25 protein-coding genes are annotated in these 17,233 nt (G+C 67.6%); 5 read left to right on the forward strand and 20 right to left on the reverse strand.

Translation table 11 applies throughout. The features are described 5' to 3' along the window. Positions 1–2: 2 nt before the first annotated feature. The 3 genes from PQ455_RS17340 to PQ455_RS17350 are packed head-to-tail and all read right to left on the reverse strand — an operon-like array spanning position 3 to position 988. Positions 3–455 carry a nucleoside deaminase gene (locus PQ455_RS17340; protein WP_273687503.1) on the reverse strand — a complete coding sequence of 151 codons (453 nt, stop codon included), beginning with the start codon at positions 453–455 and terminating at the stop codon, positions 3–5. 32 nt (positions 456–487) lie between these two features. Continuing rightward, the gene (locus PQ455_RS17345) at positions 488–688 is read right to left on the reverse strand and encodes a YqaE/Pmp3 family membrane protein (protein ID WP_273687505.1); all 201 of its coding nucleotides are present in this window, start codon (positions 686–688) and stop codon (positions 488–490) included. Between the two features lie 27 nt (positions 689–715). After that, positions 716–988: a hypothetical protein gene (locus tag PQ455_RS17350; RefSeq protein ID WP_273687507.1), complete on the reverse strand. Its 273-nt coding sequence runs from the start codon at positions 986–988 to the stop codon at positions 716–718. 163 nt (positions 989–1,151) lie between these two features. On the opposite strand from PQ455_RS17350, the gene rpmB reads away from it, so the two are divergent. Together rpmB and PQ455_RS17360 are read left to right on the forward strand one after the other, a co-directional pair. Continuing rightward, positions 1,152–1,436: a 50S ribosomal protein L28 gene (gene rpmB, locus PQ455_RS17355; protein WP_273687508.1), complete on the forward strand. Its 285-nt coding sequence runs from the start codon at positions 1,152–1,154 to the stop codon at positions 1,434–1,436. A 236-nt stretch (positions 1,437–1,672) separates the two neighbouring features. Beyond that, a complete protein-coding gene (locus PQ455_RS17360) occupies positions 1,673–2,071 on the forward strand; it encodes a glycine zipper 2TM domain-containing protein (RefSeq protein WP_273687509.1) in 399 nt (132 codons plus the stop codon). 168 nt (positions 2,072–2,239) lie between these two features. Here the strand turns inward: PQ455_RS17360 and cobT are convergent, their stop codons facing one another. The 11 genes from cobT to PQ455_RS17415 form a co-directional block, all read right to left on the reverse strand. Further along, positions 2,240–4,075, reverse strand: coding sequence for a cobaltochelatase subunit CobT (cobT, locus tag PQ455_RS17365; protein WP_273687510.1), 1,836 nt, complete (start codon positions 4,073–4,075; stop codon positions 2,240–2,242). Further along, the gene (locus PQ455_RS17370) at positions 4,075–4,473 is read right to left on the reverse strand and encodes a type II toxin-antitoxin system VapC family toxin (RefSeq protein ID WP_273687511.1); all 399 of its coding nucleotides are present in this window, start codon (positions 4,471–4,473) and stop codon (positions 4,075–4,077) included. The genes cobT and PQ455_RS17370 overlap by 1 nt, the downstream gene beginning before the upstream one ends. Continuing rightward, positions 4,470–4,748, reverse strand: a complete 279-nt coding sequence (locus tag PQ455_RS17375) for a type II toxin-antitoxin system Phd/YefM family antitoxin (protein ID WP_273687513.1) — start codon at positions 4,746–4,748, stop codon at positions 4,470–4,472. Before PQ455_RS17375 ends, PQ455_RS17370 begins: the two co-directional genes overlap by 4 nt. Positions 4,749–4,795: 47 nt before the next feature. Then, positions 4,796–5,800, reverse strand: a complete 1,005-nt coding sequence (gene cobS / locus PQ455_RS17380; RefSeq protein WP_273687515.1) for a cobaltochelatase subunit CobS — start codon at positions 5,798–5,800, stop codon at positions 4,796–4,798. Positions 5,801–5,930: 130 nt separating this feature from the next. Further along, the gene (locus PQ455_RS17385) at positions 5,931–6,428 is read right to left on the reverse strand and encodes a hypothetical protein (protein ID WP_273687518.1); all 498 of its coding nucleotides are present in this window, start codon (positions 6,426–6,428) and stop codon (positions 5,931–5,933) included. Between the two features lie 65 nt (positions 6,429–6,493). Next, positions 6,494–6,955, reverse strand: a complete 462-nt coding sequence (locus PQ455_RS17390) for an SRPBCC family protein (protein ID WP_273687520.1) — start codon at positions 6,953–6,955, stop codon at positions 6,494–6,496. Continuing rightward, the gene (locus PQ455_RS17395) at positions 6,955–7,431 is read right to left on the reverse strand and encodes a VOC family protein (RefSeq protein WP_273687522.1); all 477 of its coding nucleotides are present in this window, start codon (positions 7,429–7,431) and stop codon (positions 6,955–6,957) included. The genes PQ455_RS17390 and PQ455_RS17395 overlap by 1 nt, the downstream gene beginning before the upstream one ends. A gap of 11 nt (positions 7,432–7,442) precedes the next feature. Beyond that, positions 7,443–8,213 carry a VOC family protein gene (locus tag PQ455_RS17400; RefSeq protein ID WP_273687524.1) on the reverse strand — a complete coding sequence of 257 codons (771 nt, stop codon included), beginning with the start codon at positions 8,211–8,213 and terminating at the stop codon, positions 7,443–7,445. A 30-nt stretch (positions 8,214–8,243) separates the two neighbouring features. Continuing rightward, a complete protein-coding gene (locus PQ455_RS17405; protein WP_273687526.1) occupies positions 8,244–8,603 on the reverse strand; it encodes a DUF1428 domain-containing protein in 360 nt (119 codons plus the stop codon). A 30-nt stretch (positions 8,604–8,633) separates the two neighbouring features. Next, positions 8,634–9,053 carry a DoxX family protein gene (locus tag PQ455_RS17410; RefSeq protein ID WP_273687528.1) on the reverse strand — a complete coding sequence of 140 codons (420 nt, stop codon included), beginning with the start codon at positions 9,051–9,053 and terminating at the stop codon, positions 8,634–8,636. 1 nt (position 9,054) lies between these two features. Then, positions 9,055–9,489: a VOC family protein gene (locus tag PQ455_RS17415; RefSeq protein WP_273687530.1), complete on the reverse strand. Its 435-nt coding sequence runs from the start codon at positions 9,487–9,489 to the stop codon at positions 9,055–9,057. A 95-nt stretch (positions 9,490–9,584) separates the two neighbouring features. On the opposite strand from PQ455_RS17415, the gene PQ455_RS17420 reads away from it, so the two are divergent. Next, positions 9,585–10,283, forward strand: coding sequence for a winged helix-turn-helix transcriptional regulator (locus PQ455_RS17420; RefSeq protein ID WP_273687532.1), 699 nt, complete (start codon positions 9,585–9,587; stop codon positions 10,281–10,283). A 26-nt stretch (positions 10,284–10,309) separates the two neighbouring features. Here PQ455_RS17420 and PQ455_RS17425 read toward each other — a convergent pair whose 3' ends face one another. From PQ455_RS17425 to PQ455_RS17435, 3 genes are all read right to left on the reverse strand, one after another. Next, a complete protein-coding gene (locus tag PQ455_RS17425) occupies positions 10,310–10,981 on the reverse strand; it encodes a glutathione S-transferase family protein (protein ID WP_273687534.1) in 672 nt (223 codons plus the stop codon). Between the two features lie 67 nt (positions 10,982–11,048). Next, positions 11,049–11,726, reverse strand: coding sequence for a DUF2490 domain-containing protein (locus PQ455_RS17430; protein WP_273687536.1), 678 nt, complete (start codon positions 11,724–11,726; stop codon positions 11,049–11,051). Between the two features lie 92 nt (positions 11,727–11,818). After that, positions 11,819–13,531, reverse strand: coding sequence for a fatty acyl-AMP ligase (locus tag PQ455_RS17435; RefSeq protein ID WP_273687537.1), 1,713 nt, complete (start codon positions 13,529–13,531; stop codon positions 11,819–11,821). Between the two features lie 177 nt (positions 13,532–13,708). On the opposite strand from PQ455_RS17435, the gene PQ455_RS17440 reads away from it, so the two are divergent. Together PQ455_RS17440 and PQ455_RS17445 are read left to right on the forward strand one after the other, a co-directional pair. Next, complete coding sequence (locus PQ455_RS17440; RefSeq protein ID WP_273687539.1) at positions 13,709–14,266, forward strand: regulatory protein RecX; 558 nt, start codon at positions 13,709–13,711, stop codon at positions 14,264–14,266. Positions 14,267–14,328: 62 nt separating this feature from the next. Next, positions 14,329–14,943 carry a cold-shock protein gene (locus PQ455_RS17445; RefSeq protein WP_273687541.1) on the forward strand — a complete coding sequence of 205 codons (615 nt, stop codon included), beginning with the start codon at positions 14,329–14,331 and terminating at the stop codon, positions 14,941–14,943. Positions 14,944–14,984: 41 nt separating this feature from the next. Here PQ455_RS17445 and PQ455_RS17450 read toward each other — a convergent pair whose 3' ends face one another. From PQ455_RS17450 to PQ455_RS17460, 3 genes are all read right to left on the reverse strand, one after another. Continuing rightward, a complete protein-coding gene (locus tag PQ455_RS17450) occupies positions 14,985–15,749 on the reverse strand; it encodes a M23 family metallopeptidase (RefSeq protein ID WP_273687543.1) in 765 nt (254 codons plus the stop codon). A gap of 101 nt (positions 15,750–15,850) precedes the next feature. Then, positions 15,851–16,654 carry a ferritin-like domain-containing protein gene (locus PQ455_RS17455; RefSeq protein ID WP_273687545.1) on the reverse strand — a complete coding sequence of 268 codons (804 nt, stop codon included), beginning with the start codon at positions 16,652–16,654 and terminating at the stop codon, positions 15,851–15,853. 111 nt (positions 16,655–16,765) lie between these two features. Further along, positions 16,766–17,233: a peroxiredoxin gene (locus PQ455_RS17460; RefSeq protein ID WP_273687547.1), complete on the reverse strand. Its 468-nt coding sequence runs from the start codon at positions 17,231–17,233 to the stop codon at positions 16,766–16,768.

Consider the following 17,233-nt stretch of genomic DNA (forward strand, 5'->3'; position numbering starts at 1 on the left):
GACTACCGCCGCCCCGCGAAGAAATCGCGCAGCTGCGTCGCCGCCTCAGCCTCGCCAATGCCGGTATAGACCTCCGGCCGATGGTGGCACGTCGGCTGGGTGAACAGGCGCGGGCCGTTCACCACCGCGCCGCCCTTCGGATCGTCCGCCGCGAAATACAGGCGGGCGATCCGCGACAAGGCGATCGCCCCGGCGCACATCGCGCAGGGCTCCAGCGTCACCCAAAGGTCCAGCCCGTCCAGCCGCGACGATCCGGTCGCTTCGGCCGCGCGGCGGATGGCGACGATCTCGGCGTGGGCGGTCGGATCGTTCGATCCGCGCATCATGTTGGCTGAGGTGGCGATCACGGCGCCGTCGCGGGTGACCACGGCACCCACCGGCACCTCGCCCGCCGCCGCCGCGTCGCGCGACAGATCGAGCGCCAGGCGCATCGCGGGGGGCAAGGGAAAGGCCATCGGCGGGCTGTACCGCGCCGATGGCCCTGAGGCTATGCCGAGGCGCGGCCCCGGAGGAGCGCGGGCGGCAGGATATCCGGCTTCAGGATCACCACCAGCGCGAAGATCATGCCCGGTATCCAGGCGATGATCGTGAGCAGCACGGTAACCCAGAAGGCCGGCCCCAGGCCGCGCGCCAGGAACGTGCCCAGCGGCGGCAGGAAGATCGCGGCGATGATCTGCAAGAGTGTCACGGGCGATCCTCCTGGGCTGTTACGCGCTTAGTTGGGCTTCTTCACGTCGACGGTCGGGACGTCGATCGTCTCCTTCCTGGTGCCCACGGTCGGCACGTCGACGGTGGTCGGCTTCGAGCCGACGTCGACATCGGCGGTCTTCACGTCGAAGGCCGGGGCCTGGCCACCCTGGACGGCGACCTCGGGCAGTTTCGCTTCCTTGGTCTGGCTCACGTCGAGGAAGCCGAAGGCGATCGCCGCGATGACCGCGACGATGGCGACGACGACGATCACGAGGCCGGTACGTGCGGCGCTGGACATTGGCATCTTCCCTATATTGTCTGTTACAGAGGGGCCAAACGCGCCTTTTCCGGTCTGGTTGCACCAGCGCAACGATAAGGCGCGTCGGGATCGGTTGACGAATCGAAGGGCGGCGGCTATCCGCACCGCCTTTCCGGGCAACCGAAATCAGGATTATCAAGCGATGTCGCGTATCTGCGAGCTGACCGGCAAGGGCCGTCAGGTGGGTCACAATGTGTCTCATGCCAACAACAAGACCAAGCGCACTTTTCTGCCGAACTTGCAGAATGTGACGCTGATCTCCGATTCGCTCGGCACCGGCGTGAAGCTGCGCGTTTCGACGCACGGTCTGCGTTCGGTCGAGCATGTCGGCGGTCTCGACAATTGGCTGGTCAAGACCAGCGACGACAAGCTCTCGCTGCGCGTGCGCCGCCTGAAGCGCGAGATCGTCAAGAAGATCGCAGCCTGAGCAACACGCGCTGTCGGCCCTTCGAGGCGGGCGGCTTGTCGGTTCGGTGTTGAAACCCTGATTCCGCATCGGCCGATGGTCGAAGGCGGATCGGGGTTTTCCGCGTTCGTCGCGCCTGTCGCGACTGGGAATGCCTGAACCTCGGATAACGAGGCCATTCAGGCTGGCCTCACGGGACTCGCGGTAGAAACCGGATCAATCGAGGCATCACGCCCCGAGGATCTGGAGTTAGCGCAATGTCCCGCAAGACCTTCACGCTCGCTGCCGCGGCTGTCTTGGCTGCGGTGACTGTCGCCCCCGCCGCCGCCGAGGCGCAATATTATGGTGGCCGGGGCGGCGGCTATTACGCCCAGGGCTATGATGCCCGCTACAATGGCTACGATCGCGGCGGCCGCTATTATGACGGCCGTGGCTATGATCGCGGCGACCGGCGCGATTATCGCCGTGACCGTGGCTATCGTGGCGGCGGCCGGTGCCGCGACAAGGGCACCGGCGGCACGATCATCGGCGCCATCGCCGGCGGCCTGCTCGGCGACGCCGCCGTGGGCCGTCGCGGCGACAGTACGGCCGCCACGATCGCCGGCGCTGGCGTTGGCGCGCTGATCGGGCGCGGCATCGATCGCGATTGCCGCTGAGGGCGATTTTCCCGCGTAGCGTAGCGGGAAGCGGCAAAGGCCGGGGCGGCAACGCTCCGGCCTTTGCTGTATCGGCAACCCCGAAACGTCACCCCGGCGCAGGCCGGGGCCTCAGGCGGCCTGCCACCACGTCGCCCCAAGCCTGCCGAGAGCCGGGATGACGACACATCAAGCGTCGTCGAACAGCGACGCCAGTTGCTCCACCATCGTGCCGCCCAGCTGCTCGGCATCCATGATCGTCACCGCGCGCTGATAATAACGGGTCACGTCATGGCCGATGCCGATCGCGACGAGCTGGACCGGCGACTTGGTCTCGATCCACGCGATCACCTGCCGCAGATGGCGCTCCAGATAGCTGCCCGAATTGACCGATAGCGTCGAATCATCGACCGGCGCACCGTCCGAGATCACCATCAGGATGCGCCGCTCCTCGGGGCGGCCGATCAGGCGGTTGTGCGCCCACAGCAGCGCCTCGCCGTCGATATTCTCCTTGAGCAGCCCCTCGCGCATCATCAGGCCGAGATTCTTGCGGGCGCGGCGCCACGGCTCGTCGGCGCGCTTGTAGACGATGTGGCGCAGATCGTTGAGGCGGCCGGGCGCCGGCGGGCGGCCCGCGCCGAGCCATGCCTCGCGCGAAAGCCCGCCCTTCCACGCGCGCGTCGTGAAGCCGAGGATTTCGGCTTTCACCCCGCACCGCTCCAGGGTGCGCGCCATGATGTCGGCCGAGATCGCCGCGATCGAGATCGGCCGGCCGCGCATCGACCCGGAATTGTCGATCAGCAGCGTCACCACCGTGTCGCGGAAATCGGTCTCGCGCTCGATCTTGTAGCTCAGCGAATGGGTCGGGTTGATGATGACCCGCGCCAGCCGCGCGGGATCGAGCATCCCCTCCTCCTGATCGAAATCCCAGCTGCGCGACTGCTGCGCCATCAGCCGGCGCTGGAGCCGGTTGGCGAGCTTGGTCACCGCGCCCTGCAAGTGGACAAGCTGGCTGTCGAGATAGGCGCGCAGACGGGTGAGTTCCTCCTCGTCGCACAGCTCGGTCGCCTCGATCACCTCGTCATATTGCTGGGTATAGGCCTTGTAATCGAACTGGCCGGACATGTCGGCCGGCGGGCGATTGGGGCGCACGGGCAACATCCCGTCGTCGCCGTCCTGGCCCAGCTCGCCCTCGCCGTCCTGAAGGTCGCCGGGCTCGCTCTGCTCGGATTCGGTTTCCTGATCGCCGGGCTCGCCTTCCTCGCCGCGCGCTTCGGCATCGCTGTCGCTGTCGCCGCCGGACTGGTCGTCCTGATCCTCGCCCTCGCCACCCTCCTGCGAATCGTCGCCATCCTCGTCGCTGGTATCCTCGTCCTGCTGCGGGTCGCTCTCCGCCTCGGCATCGACCAGATCCAGATCGCGCAAGAGGCGCGCGACCAGATCGGCGAAGGCGCCCTGATCGTCGAGCGACAGACCCAGCGAATCCAGCCCCGATCCACCCTTTTCCTCGATCCAGTCGCGCACCATCGCCACGCCGCTGGCGGCGGCGGCGGGCGGGGCCTCGCCGGTCAGCCGCTCGCGCGCGATCAGCTGGATGGCGGTGGAAAGAGGCACCTCCTCACGGGTGCGGGCGCGGGCGATCGGATCGGATCGCATCCGCATTTCCAGCGCATGGGTCAGGTTGGCCTTCACCCCCGCCATCGCGCGCGCGCCGATCGCCTCGACCCGGGCCTGCTCGACCGCGTCGAACACCGCGCGCGCCACCGCTTCGTGCGGCGCGCGGCGGGCGTGGAGGGCGGGATCGTGATGGCGGTTCTTGAGCGCGAAGCCATCGGCGAAGCCGCGCGCCTCGGCCACCTGCGCGGCGGGCAAGGTGCGCGACGGCATCGGCACGCGCAGCTGCTTGAACGACGACGACGGCGCGTCGGCGGTGAAGTTCAGCTCCAGCTCCGGCTCCTGCGCCATCGCGCGCGCCGTGCCGCCCAGCACCTGGCGGAAGGCTTCGAGGGGGGATTGTTCGGCCATTACCAGATCACCTTGCAGCCGAAGTCGATAAACGCCCGATCGCGTGTCACCACAACCATATCCTCAATCAGCGCCTGGGCCGCGATCAGCCGGTCGAACGGGTCGCGATGCTCACCCGGCAGCAGCCCGGCCCGCAACGCGTGGGCTTCGTTCACGCTCAGGCTGTCGAAACCGTTGCGGTCCATCAGCCGGCGGAAGTTCGCGGCCGGATCGCCGATATCGGGCAGCTTGCCGAGCCGGAATTTGTTGGCGATCTCGAGAGCCGAAACCGCGCTGACGGCGATCGGGCAATCCGCTTCGGCCAGCAGCTCCGAGGCTTTCGCGCCAAGGCGCGTCGGATCGCTCCACCACCAGAGGGCCGCGTGGGTATCGAGCAGCAGCCGATCGGTCCCGCTCACCACTCCTCGTGCTTGCCTTTGCCTTCCCACAGATCGAGTTCGTCATCCGGCAGGGGATCGAACCAGACCGAATCCGGGATGGCAGCCAGTTCAGGCCAGCCGCCGGGGGTGCGCTTCTTCTTGGGTTCGGCCGGCAAAGGCACCAGCCGGGCATAAGGCTTGCCCGCCTTGCAGATCACGATCTCCTCGCCGCCATGCGCCCGCTCCAGATATTTGGAGAAATGGGTCTTGGCGTCGTGGACGTTGATGATGTCGATCTTCGACGGTGCGTTCATCCGCGCCTCCTGTGAGTGGACCAACTTAGTCCACTCGGCGGTCGGTCTCAAGCCTTGCCCACCAGGCTTTCGGGCAGATCCTTGCCGAACACGCGCTGATAATATTCCGCCACCAGCGGCCGCTCCGCCTCGTCGCATTTGTTGAGGAAGGACAGGCGGAAGGCGAAGCCGATGTCGCCCAGGATCAACGTGTTCTGCGCCCAGCTGATCACGGTGCGCGGGCTCATCACGGTCGAGATGTCGCCCGCGATGAAGCCGGCGCGGGTGAAATCGGCCACCTTCACCATATTCTCGACGGTCTTCTTGCCCTCGGGCTTGTCATATTCGCCCGACTTGGCGAGCACGATCCGCGCCTCGACCGCCGCCGGCAGATAGTTCAGCGTGACGACGATGTTCCAGCGATCCATCTGCCCCTGATTGATCTGCTGGGTGCCATGATAGAGGCCCGTCGTGTCGCCCAGGCCGACCGTATTGGCGGTGGCGAACAGGCGGAAATAGGGATTGGGGCGGATCACGCGATTCTGATCGAGCAGGGTCAGCTTGCCCTCGGTCTCCAGCACGCGCTGGATCACGAACATCACGTCGGGGCGGCCCGCGTCATATTCGTCGAACACGATCGCGGTCGGCGTCTGGAGCGCCCAGGGCAGCAGCCCTTCGCGGAATTCGGTCACCTGCTGGCCGTCGCGCAGCACGATCGCGTCACGGCCGACCAGATCGACGCGGCTGATGTGCGCGTCGAGGTTGATCCGCACGCACGGCCATTTGAGGCGGGCGGCGACCTGCTCGATATGGGTCGACTTGCCGGTGCCGTGATAACCCTGCACCATCACGCGGCGGTTGAAGGCGAAGCCCGCGCAGATCGCCAAGGTCGTGTCCGGATCGAACACATAGGCCCCGTCCAGATCGGGCACCCGTTCGTCGGCTTCGGAGAAGGCGGGCACCTCCATGTCCGAATCGATGCCGAACAGCTCGCGCACCTTCACCATCCGATCCGGCGCTTCGAGCACCGTCGCGGCGCGGCTGTCGGGCTGGATATTGGGCAGGTCGGTCATCGTCGGTCTGGTCCTGAAGCCACGGAAATGATGCGTCGCAAAAAAGCGGTAATGCCTTGAGCCCGCGCCCGCAACGCCCCGAAGGTGTAATCATCGACACGATTTCGGAAGGCGGGACGGGAGGGCGCGATCAATCGACCGCCTTGCACCGCCGTGCCAGTTGCAGCCCGCGCAGGAAGCCGCGCCGGGCGAGGCCGGCATCCACCGCCGCCTCCAGCCGCCGCTGGGCGGGCGCGGCGCCCGTCGCCTCGCGGACGAGCCCCCGGAAGGGGATGATCGAGTTGATGACGCTCTTGCCGCCGGCCTGGGCGAACTTGCCCGCGCGGTTTTCCTTCTCGGCGATGTTCTGCGGGCGATAATCGGGGCCGAGCGCGCCGTTCAGCTCTTTCAGCCCGGCGGCGATCTGCGCGCAGCTGGCGGTGCCCTTGGGCCCATAAGGCGCGGCGCTGGCGGCGGCGAGGACCGGCGGGATCTGGCGCTTGGCGGCGCCCACGTCATAGGCCGGCTGGGAAGCGATGCGGCCGGCCTGTCCGGCGGCGGTCTGCTTCTGGCCCTGCGCGATGGCGCCACCGGCCGACAGCGCCAGCGCGCCGCCCATCACCAAAGCTCTCGCGATCGATACCGGCACGCCCTGTTCCTCCCTGAATGAGAGGGGCAGAACGCGCCGGTGCCGTCCGGGTTCAGCGGCGACGTTCAGCCGGCCGCGAGGCGCTTGGCGACCTCTTCCAGCTGGCCGGCCACCGTACCCCAGCCGGTCTCGAAACCCATCGCCTCATGCTGCGCCCGGGCCTCTTCGGTCCAGTGGCGCGCGGTGGCGCGATAGGCGGTCTTGTCGCCCTGGGGGATGAACTCCGTGATCGCCGTCATGAAGGCGGTCTGCGGCACCCAGCCGGTCCGGAACGCATCGGTCGTGACGATCAGGCTTTCCGGGACGATTTCGAGAAACACGCCCTCCATCGGCATCACCTCGCCATCGGGACCGTGCATCACCAGCGCGCTGCGGCCGCCGGGGCGCAGATCCCATTCGACGATCTCCACCCGCCACGGCTTCGGGCAGAACCATTCCTCGGTATGTTCGGTATAGGCGCGCCACACCGCCGCGACGGGGGCGTCGATGATCCGGCTTATGCTCAGGTCGAATGTCTCGTCGCTCATCACCGTCCCTCCGCTGCACGTTCCAGAGCGGCGATATCGAGCCGCTTCATCTCCATCATGGCGAGACTCGCCCGCCGTGCCCGATCGGGATCGGGGTCGCTCAGCAGGCGCATCAGGGTGCGCGGCACGATCTGCCACGACAGGCCGAACCTGTCCTTGATCCAGCCGCATTGCTCGGCCTCGGGCACGGCCGACAGCGCATCGTAATAACGATCCACCTCGGCCTGCCCGTCGCAGTCGATCTGGAAGGAGACGGCCTCGGTGAAGCGGAATTGCGGGCCGCCGTTGAGGCCGACGAACTTCTGGCCGGCAATCGTGAACTCGACGACCAGCACCGCGCCCTCGGCCATGCTGGGATTGTCGGAGGGGGCGCGGACGATGTTGTCGATCGTCATGTCGGCGAACACCGTCTGGTAGAATTTGGCCGCGTCCTCGGCATTGCCGTCGAACCACAGGCAGGGGGTGATGGCGGGCATCGATCCTCTCCTTATGGCTTCTTGGGGGCGACGAGGCCGAAGGTGGCGCCTTCGGGATCGAGCGCGATCAGCGTCCAGTCGCCGCCCGGCACCTCGGAGGGGCCGTGCAGGATGCGCCCGCCGCCGGCGACGATCCGCGCCGCGCCCGCGTCGATATCGTCGGCGAGGCGGGTGTAGAACACCCAGCGCGGCGGAATCGGGTTGTTCATCAGGCCGCCGCCGGCCAGATCGTTGATCTCGATGATCTGATATTGGCCCATCGGCCCCATGTCGAACGTGTCGAGCTTCTTCCAGCCGAACAGGCCCGAATAGAAATCGAAGGCGTCTTCCCAGTCGCTGGTGTGCAGCTCGCGCCAGCCGATATGGCCCGGCGTCATCGGCGGCGGCAGGCCGCAATTCTCGCCCGGATCCTGAAGGCTCTTGAAGATCGAGAAGGAGGCGCCCTGCCGATCGACCGCCACCGCGAAGCGGCCGACGGTGGGGATGTCGATCGGCCCGTGAACGATGCGCCCGCCGGCGGCGGTCACCTCGGCGGCCTTGGCGTCCACGTCATCGACCGCGACATGGCCCATCCAGCTGGGCTGCGCGCCGCCGGCCTTCATCTCGGGCGTGAGGCCCATGATCCCGCCCAGGCCGCCGCCCTGGCCTTCCAATATGGTGTAGGGCGGCTCGGAGCCGGGGAAGGGGCTGGTCGTCCAGCCCATCACGCTCGTGTAAAAGGCCTTCGCCGCCTCGGCGTCGTCGGCCATGATCTCGTACCAGACCCACGGATTGCTCGGCATATCCTGTCTCCTGTGTCGGTTGGTTGGCGTTCAGGCGCTCTGGTCGACCATCACGGCGAAGCCGCCATAGACCATGCGCTTGCCGTCGAACGGCATGCCCCCTTCGGGCGGCTTCATGCGCGGATCGGCCATTACCTTGTCATGCGCGGCATCGCGCGCCTCTTTCGAGGGATATTCGATCCACGAGAAGACGATCACCTCGCCCTCCTCGGCCTTTACCCCGCCGTAGAAGTCGGTGGTGTGACCCTTCTTCACATCGTCGCCCCACGTCTCGACGACGCGGGTGGCGCCATGTTCGATGAAGATCGGCGCGGCCATCTCGGCCATGGCGCGATACGCTTCCTTCTTGCCCTCGGGCACGGGGATCACGAAACCTTCGACATAGGACATCGTCTCTCTCCTTCTTATTGATCGGCCTTCTTATCGATTGGAGACCAGCGCCCGCAGGCGCGGATCGCGCAGCCACAGCGCGCCCCACAGCAGCAGCGCGACATAGATGCCGAAAAAGCAGTGGGTGGCCAGCGGGCTGCCGATGCGGACATGGGTGGCGATCGCGCCGCCCAGATAGGCGGTCAGCAGAATCGCCCCGATCAGCGAGGTGCGGCGCCAGGCATAAAGCAGCGTCGCGCCGATCTGGATCACGCCCAGCGTTCGCAGCAGCCCGCTGCCGGTGGGCCACCCCAGCGCCTGCATCGTATCGATCACCGGCTGGAGCGGGGCCAGCTTCATCGCTCCGTCGAGCAGCAGGAAGGCGATGCCGACACCGCCGAGGATGCGCCCGGCCAGCAGGCGGCGGTCCCGCGCCGGCGCGAGGGCTGGATCGAAAGCCAGGGTCGCCATGTCAGGCCTCCACCGTTTCGGGCTGGCCCTGCATCGCGGCGGTGGCGGCCATGTCGATCCAGTTCACCCCCCACAGATGGCCGTCGGGATCCTCGAAGCTGCGGCCGTACATGAAATCATATTCGTCGGGCTCGTTGACGTCGATCCGTCCGCCGGCGGCGCCCGCCCGCGCGACCCGATCGTCCACGTCGGCGCGGCTCGCGGCGGTGATGCACAGCATCACCTCGCTCGAGACCTTGGCGTCGACGATGGCCTTCTTCGGGTTGAAGCCGAGGAAGCGTTCGTGGGTCAGCAGCATCACGGCGATCGTATCGGAAAAGCGCATCATCGCGGCGGTCGGGTCGCTGTATTGCGCGTTCTGGGTGGCGCCCACCGCCGTGTAGAAGGCGATCGCGCGGTCGAGATCGGCCACCGGCAGGTTCACGAAGATCATCATGCTGCTTCTCCTTGCTCGGGCGGAGCGGCCTTGCCGGGCCTGCTTCGCGAATCGGGACTTGCATTGGGTATCGCTGTTGGTTAGATAAAACAACCATGAAGTCACAAAAAGTAACCGAGTCGATTTCTTCAGCCCGGCGATCCTATCAGGATGCGTGCGGGGCCGCGCACGGCCTCGATCTGCTGGGGGAACGCTGGTCGATGCTGGTGGTTCGCGAACTGATGCTGGGGCCGCGCCGTTTCAGCGAATTGCGCGCCGGCCTGCCCGGCATCAGCGCCAACGTGCTGACCCAGCGGCTGGAGGGACTGGAGGAAAGCGGCATCCTCGTCCGCCGTCGCCTGCCGCCGCCCGCCTCGGTGCAGGTCTATGAACTGACGCCGTGGGGCTATGAGGCCGAGCCCTTGTTGCAGGTGATCGGCCGCTGGGCGGCGCGCTCGCCCACGCACGATCCGACGCTGGCGTTCAGCGCGGTTTCGCTGATGCTGTCGATGCGCACGATGCTCGATCCCGCGCGGGCCGGGGGGCTTGTGGCGCGCGTCGGCTTCCGCATCGGCGAAGAGGGGTTCGTCGCCAGGCTGGGCGAGGGCCAGCTGCCGATCGAGCGGGGCGATCCGGCGGGCTGCGACGTGATCTTCGTCGGCCAGCCGCCGCTCATCGCCGCGGCGATCTACGGCGGCGTGCCGCTGGCCGCGCTGGAACAGGCCGGGCAGATCGCGGTGGAAGGCGATCGGCAGTTGGCCGAACGCTATGTCACCCTCTTCCCGATGCCCGCCAAGGTCGGGGCTTTAGTTTGATCCGCCCCTGATCCGGCGAAGCCGGATCAGGCTCCAGGAATCGCCTGTTCGAACTTCTCGATCACCCAATCCTCTTCCTGCGCGCCGGCCAGCCAATCCTGCATGAAGCGGTGGTTGAGCACCGCCTCGGCATAGGCCTCGGCGAAGCGCGGCAGGGGCACCGAATAGGTCACGAAGCGGGTGACGACCGGCGCGAACATGATGTCCGCCGCGCCGAACGCCCCGAACAGGAAGGGCTCGCTCGACCCGCCATAGCGCGAGCGCGCCTCGGCCCAGAGGGTGACGATGCGGGTCACGTCCGCCGTCACCTCGGGCGAAAGCGCGCGTGGCGGATAGATGTGGCGCAGGTTCATCGTGCATTCGCGGCGCAGCGCCTGAAACGACGAGTGCATCTCCGCCGCCATCGATCGCGCCATGGCGCGGGCCGCCTCGTCCTGCGGCCAGAAGATATCGCGCCCGACCTTGTCGGCGAGATATTCGACGATGGCCAGGCTGTCCCACACCACCGCCTCGCCATCCCACAGGATCGGCACCTTGCCGGAGGAGGGCGCGAATTCGTCGCCCTCGCGGCGCTTGTCCCACTCGGCGTCGTAGAGCGGGACGACGATCTCCTCGAACGGCAGCCCCGATTGCTTGAGCGCCAGCCAGCCGCGCAGCGACCAGGAGGAATAGGCCTTGTTGCCGATGAACAGTTTCATGGGAGGTGGGATAGCGGCGGGTGGCGAGAGGGGCAACGGGGCGCCGCCGTGATCGAACGGGCGGATATCAGCGGATGAAGATGTTCAGCGCGCCGATATGGTTCATCCGCCGCCGGCCGCCGGGATCGTTGATGAGCTGGTTCATATAGCCGATCTCGATCGTCGAGCGGCCTTTGACGGCGATCTCGACCCCGCCGAAGCTGCGCAGCTGATCGAAGCCGGAGCGGACGCCCCAATCGGTGTCGTTGAGCGCGATGAAGGCCTCGGCCGAGCCGACCAGCGCCAGCCCCTTGTGGCCCGTCGCGACCTCGTAGCGGACCATTTCGCGCAGCCGCAGCCCCATGTCGTCACCATCGTTGCGCCAGCGCTGCTCGAGGCGGGTGCGGGAGGACAGATCGTGGCGGGCGCTGGTGGCGATCGTCCAGCTGATCTGCTGGAAGCTGCGATTCTCCTTGCGGTCCCGCCCGCCCTCGATCGGTGAGATCACGCGGCCATAGCCCTGATAGAGCGAGACGCTCTGGCTCGCCTTCCAGCCGATCGCCGGGCGCAGCAGCAGCATCTCCAGCCGAGACACGCCGCTGCCGAAGCGCGGCTGGGCCTCGGCGAAATAGATCAGCCGATCCTTGATGCCGCCGAAGATCGTGGCGTTGACCCAGATCTGCTCGTCGTGTTGCGTTTCGGCGAGCGCCGGGGTGAGCCCGAGGGCGGAGACGGCGAGCGCAAGGGCAAGGCGGAGGCTGTGCATCGCCAGCCTATGGGATGTCGCTGCGGCCAGGGCCAAGCGACAAACTATGTCTGACAGGGCGGAGCGGCTGGCGCTGCCCTGTCAGGATCGGCTCAGGCCGCCACGTCGTAGGGCTGGATCTCGCCCGACAGATACAGGTTGCGCGCCTTGGCGCGGCTGAGCTTGCCCGAGCTGGTGCGCGGCAGGGTCTTGGGCGGCACGAGTTCGACCACGCAGTGCATGCCGGTGATCGCGCGGACCTTCTCGCGGATGGCATCCCGGAGCCGGCTGCGCTCTTCCGGGTCGCTGGTGCGGCACTGGACGAGGACGGCGGGGGTTTCCTCGCCGCCCGGCGTGGTGATGGCGAAGGCGGCGATGTCGCCCGCCTTGAAGCCCGGCAATTGCTCCACGGCCCATTCGATATCCTGGGGCCAGTGGTTCTTGCCGTTGATGATGATCATGTCCTTCGCCCGGCCGACGATGTAGACATAGCCGTTCGAGAGATAGCCCATGTCGCCGGTGTCGAGCCAGCCGCCGACCATGCAGGCCTCGGTCGCCGCCTCGTCGCGGAAATAGCCGACCATCACCGAGGAGCCGCGACACCAGACCTTGCCGATCGCGCGCTCGGGCAGGCGCTTGCCGTCCTCCTCGCGGATCTCGACTTCCATGCCGAGGCACGGCTTGCCGCAATTGACGATGGCGCGATAGCGCTGCGGGCGACCGGCCGGGCCGGCATCGCCGCCCGACAATTCGGTTTCCTCGACCAGCTCGACGACGATGCCCTCGCCCGGCGGCATGATCGACACGGCGAGCGTGGCTTCGGCCAGCCCGTAGCTCGGCAGGAAGGCTTCCGCCTTGAAGCCGGCCTCGGCGAAGGCGTCGACGAACGCCTGCATCACGTCGGGGCGGATCATGTCCGCGCCATTGCCCGCCACCCGCCAGCGCGACAGATCGAAGCGATCGGAAGCCCGCGTCTGGCTCGACATGCGCCGCGCGCAGATGTCGTAGCCGAAGGTGGGCGAGTAAGAGAGCGTCGTGCCCTGATTGCGGCTGATGAGATCGAGCCACGCCAGCGGGCGCCGCGCGAAATCCTCGGTCTTGAGGTAATCGGCGGTCACCTGATTGGCGACCGGCGAGAGGAAGCAGCCGACCAGCCCCATGTCGTGATACCAGGGCAGCCACGAGACGCAGCGGTCGCTGTCGACCACCTCCATGCCGATCGAATGGGCGCGCAGGTTGGACAGCAATTGGCGGTGGGTGATGGCCACGCCATGCGGGAAGCGGGTCGAGCCGCTCGAATATTGCAGATAGGCCACATCGTCGGCCTCGGCGCGGGGCAGCACGGCCTCCGGCGCGGCGGACGCGATCAGGTCTTCCCACACCACGCCCTCGACGCCCTTCGCGGCGGCGGCGGCGCCCGCCATCGCCGCGATCTCGCGCGGGAAGAGAAGGAGCTTGGGGTCGCTGCTGGCGAGCTGCACGGCGAGCTGGTCGATATAGGCGTCGCGCCCGCCGAAGCTGGTCGGCAGCGGCAGCGGCACCGGCCAGGCGCCGGCATAGACCGCGCCGAAGAACAGAGCGGCGAAATCCGGGCTGGTTTCGGCGACCAGCGCGACGCGGTCCCGCGGCTTCACGCCCAGCGCGATCAGGCGGCGGGCATGGCCCAGCGCGTCCTGCCGCAATTCGGCATAGCCATAGGCCCGCGCGAGATTGCCCCGTGCGTCATGGAAATTCAGCCCCCGCGCGCCGCTCGCGGCATAATCGAGGGCGTCGCCCAGCGTGGCGAAATCGGCAAATCGGCGGGGCAGGGTGTCCAGCGTCGGCATTCCTGCCGAAACATTCATCTGGCCTGCGGCGTCGGGCGTCACTGGCGAGCGTCTCCAAATCGTCACTGGGTCGTCAACTGGTCGTCACTGGGCGGTCATCTACACATTCACCGCCAAGTCTGCGATGAACGATCTCGGCGTTCAAAATCCGGCGCTACTATGGCACAAAGATGGCGCGTGACACGCTTGCCCCATAACCGCAAGCCCACGGAGGGGCGTCCGCCGCTCGACGCGGCCCGGCTGGAGGCGCTGGCGCTCTCTTATTGCGCCCGCTTCGCGACGACGCGGGCCAAGCTCGCCACCTATCTGCGCCGCAAGGTGCAGGAGCGCGGCTTCGGCGCGGCTGGCGCGGCGGAGGAGGATGCGCGCCCGCCGATCGAGGCCATCGTCGAGAAGATGACCGGCTTCGGCTATATCGACGATGCCGCCTTCGCCGAGGCCAAGGGCCGCTCGCTCACCCGGCGCGGCTATGGCGCGCGGCGGATCGGCGAGGCGCTGAAGGCCGCCGGGGTCGCGCCCGAGGATGCGGCCGAGGCCAATGGCGCGGCGGAGGACGGCAAGTGGGACAGCGCGCTCGCCTTCGCCCGCAAACGCCGATTCGGCCCCTATGCCGCCGAACCGCTCGATCCCGACGCCAAAAGGCGCGCTTTCGCGGCAATGATGCGGGCGGGACATGGGCCGGAGGTGGCGCGGCGCATCCTTCAGGCCACACCCGGCGAGGAAATCGCTGAATAGAGGCTGTACGACTCGCGAAAATCCTCTTTTCCCAAGAAGAAACCATGTTAGCGTCGTCTTCTATGGCAGGGGGGCCAGCACTGTACGACCGGGGGGTTGCACGGAATGAAGCGGAAGCGGTCGCGCCGGATGGCGCGAACGAGCCGGCGCTTCGTGTCCAGGGCAGCGTCAAATGGTTCGACGCGACACGGGGCTTCGGCTTCGGCTTCGTCGTCGGCGATGGGGGCGAGGGGGATATCCTCGTTCACTTCTCGGTCCTGCGCGACCATGGCCGCCGCACCCTGCCCGAAGGCACCAGCGTGGTATGCGAGGCGGTCAAGCGCGATCGCGGCATGCAGGCCCGCGCCATCCTGTCCTTCGATCTGTCCACCGCGACCGGCCCAGACGCCGATCTCGCCAGCCGCCGCGCCGCCGACCATGTCGATCCGGGCGCGCTGATCGCCGATGCCGGCCCGGTCGAGCCGGTCACGGTGAAATGGTTCAACCAGCTCAAGGGCTATGGCTTCGTCGTGCGCGACCATGACGAGCGCGACGTGTTCGTCCACATGGAGACGGTGCGCCGCGCCGGTTTCCTCAAGATCGATCCCGAACAGCGGCTGATGGCCCGCATCGCCGAGGGGCGGAAGGGGCCGCTGGTGGTGTTCCTGTCGGGCGACGGGGACACGGCCGGGGGCTGAGAGATTTCCGCCGTCGTGCCGGCTACCGGCGCGTCAGGAAATCAATCCACCTCGTCCGGGCCGCCCAGCGCCACCTTGGCGTTGGCGGCGGCGACGCGGGTCTTTACCGCGCTGACGTAATCGGCCGACTGGAGATAGGGCAGCGGGTTGACCGCGCGGCCGTCGATGCGGACTTCGTAATGCAGGTGGCTGCCCGTCGAGCGGCCGGTCGAGCCCATCAGCGCGATCAGTTCGCCGCGCTTCACGAAGGTGTTGGGCTTCACGAGGATGCGCGAAAGGTGGCCGAAGCGGGTCTGCACGCCCTTGCCATGATCGATCTCGACGAGATTGCCGTAGCCGCCGGCCCATTCGGCGCGATCGATCACGCCATCGGCGGTGGCGTAGACCGGCGTGCCGACCGGCCCGGCGAGATCGATGCCGGCGTGCATCGCCGCCACCCGGCGGAAAGGATCGGCGCGCACGCCGAAATCGCTGGTGAAGGTGGCGCTTTCGACCGGCTTGGTCGAGGGGATCGAGATGGCGCCCTGCGAGAGCGCGTCGAGCTTCTTCCAGGATTGGAACAGCGCGTTGAATTCGGGGTCGCCCGCCTTGCTGGCCGAGGCGGCGACGACCTTGCCGGTCTCGCCCTCGTCGAGGCTGTCGAGCGCGGCGGCGTGCTGCGCCTCGCGGACGGTGAGGCTTTCCTTGGCGAGGCTGCTCGCCGCGATCGCGGGGGCCGCCATCACCGCCAGCGCGGTTACCGGGTAGAGGATGGCCTTGGAGCCCTCACGAGCGATCGACGTTAGCAGGCGCACAAAAAGCGTCATTCCATCCCCGACAGGCTGGAGCCGGGCAGGTAAGCCGCCCGGGTCGATTACTGGTAACGCCGTCGAGAAATTGCCCCACCCGCAGACGCCAAACCCTTCTGTTAGGCTTGTTCCCCCGCGGCAAGCGCGGCGTAGTATTCTTTCGTCAGACCGGCACTGGCCCGCGCCGAGTCGTTGAACGGCGGTTTCAGGCTCCCGCCAAAATGTTCCCTGACCATCTTATGCCAGGTTACGGCGGGCTCGAATCGTTGCGCCGCACAAACGAAACCGAACCAGCGGACGCCCGTGCCGACATGGCGGATCTCGTCGTTCAGGATGCGCGTGAGGATGCGGGCGGAAGTGCCGTCGCCGCCCCGCGCGAACCGCTCGACCATGGCCGGCGTCACGTCCAGCCCGCGCGCCTCCAGCACCATCGGCACGACCGCCAGCCGGGCGAGCGCGTCATGCCGCGTGGCCCCGGCCGCCTGCCACAGCCCGTCATGCGCCGGCAGCGCGCCATAATGGCTGCCGAGCGCGCGCAACCGTCGATCGAGCAAGGCGAAATGCATCGCCTCGTCCGCGCCGACCCGCATCCAGTCATCGACGAAGGCGCGCGGAAACTGGCCGCCGAAGCGCCCGGCGACGTCGAACGCCAGATCGATCGCGGAAAATTCGATGTGCGCCACCGCGTGCAGCATCGCGATCCGCCCGGCCTCGCTCCCGGCGCGACCACGTCTGGCCATGCGGGCGGGGGGCAGGAATTCGGGGCGGGCGGGCCGCGCCGGGCTCTCCGGCATCGGCGCGGCGAAGTCTAACACGAGCCGGCCCGCCCGCCATTCCCGCGCGGTGCGGCGGGCGGCGCGGACCTTCGCGCGCGGATCGGCGGTCGAGAGGACGGCAGCGCAGGCTTCGGCGATGGTGGTCATGTCGTTCTTACAAAATCCGTTCGTCCCGAGCGCAGTCGAGGGACGTGGAGAGCCACGCGCTTGGGGCACGTCCCTCGACTGCGCTCGGGACGAACGGCGAAGGAAAAGCGCTCAGCCTTTTGCGCCCAACCCCCGCGCCGCCTCCAGCACCGCCTCGGCATGGCCCGCCACCTTCACCTTGCGCCACGCCTTGGCGATCCGCCCGTCCGCGTCGATCAGGAAGGTCGATCGCTCCATCCCCATATAGGTGCGGCCGTACATCTGCTTCTCGACCCAGCTGCCGAACGCCGTGCTCACGCTCTCGTCATCCGTCGCCAGCGGCACGCGAAGATCATACTTGGCCGTGAACTTCGCGTGGCTCTTCGGGCTGTCGCGCGACACGCCCAGCAGCGACACGCCCGCGCCCGCGAAATCGTCCGCCAGATTGGAAAAGGCCTGCGCCTCCTTCGTGCAGCCGGTCGTGTCGTCCTTGGGGTAGAAATAGAGGACGAGCGGCTTTGCCACCCCCGCGAGCGGCATCGGGCTGCCATCGGCGGCGATCAGCGTCACGTTTGGGGCGGCATCGCCTTCCTGAATCAT

The sequence above is a fragment of the Sphingomonas naphthae genome (assembly GCF_028607085.1).
GTDB lineage: Bacteria > Pseudomonadota > Alphaproteobacteria > Sphingomonadales > Sphingomonadaceae > Sphingomonas_Q > Sphingomonas_Q naphthae.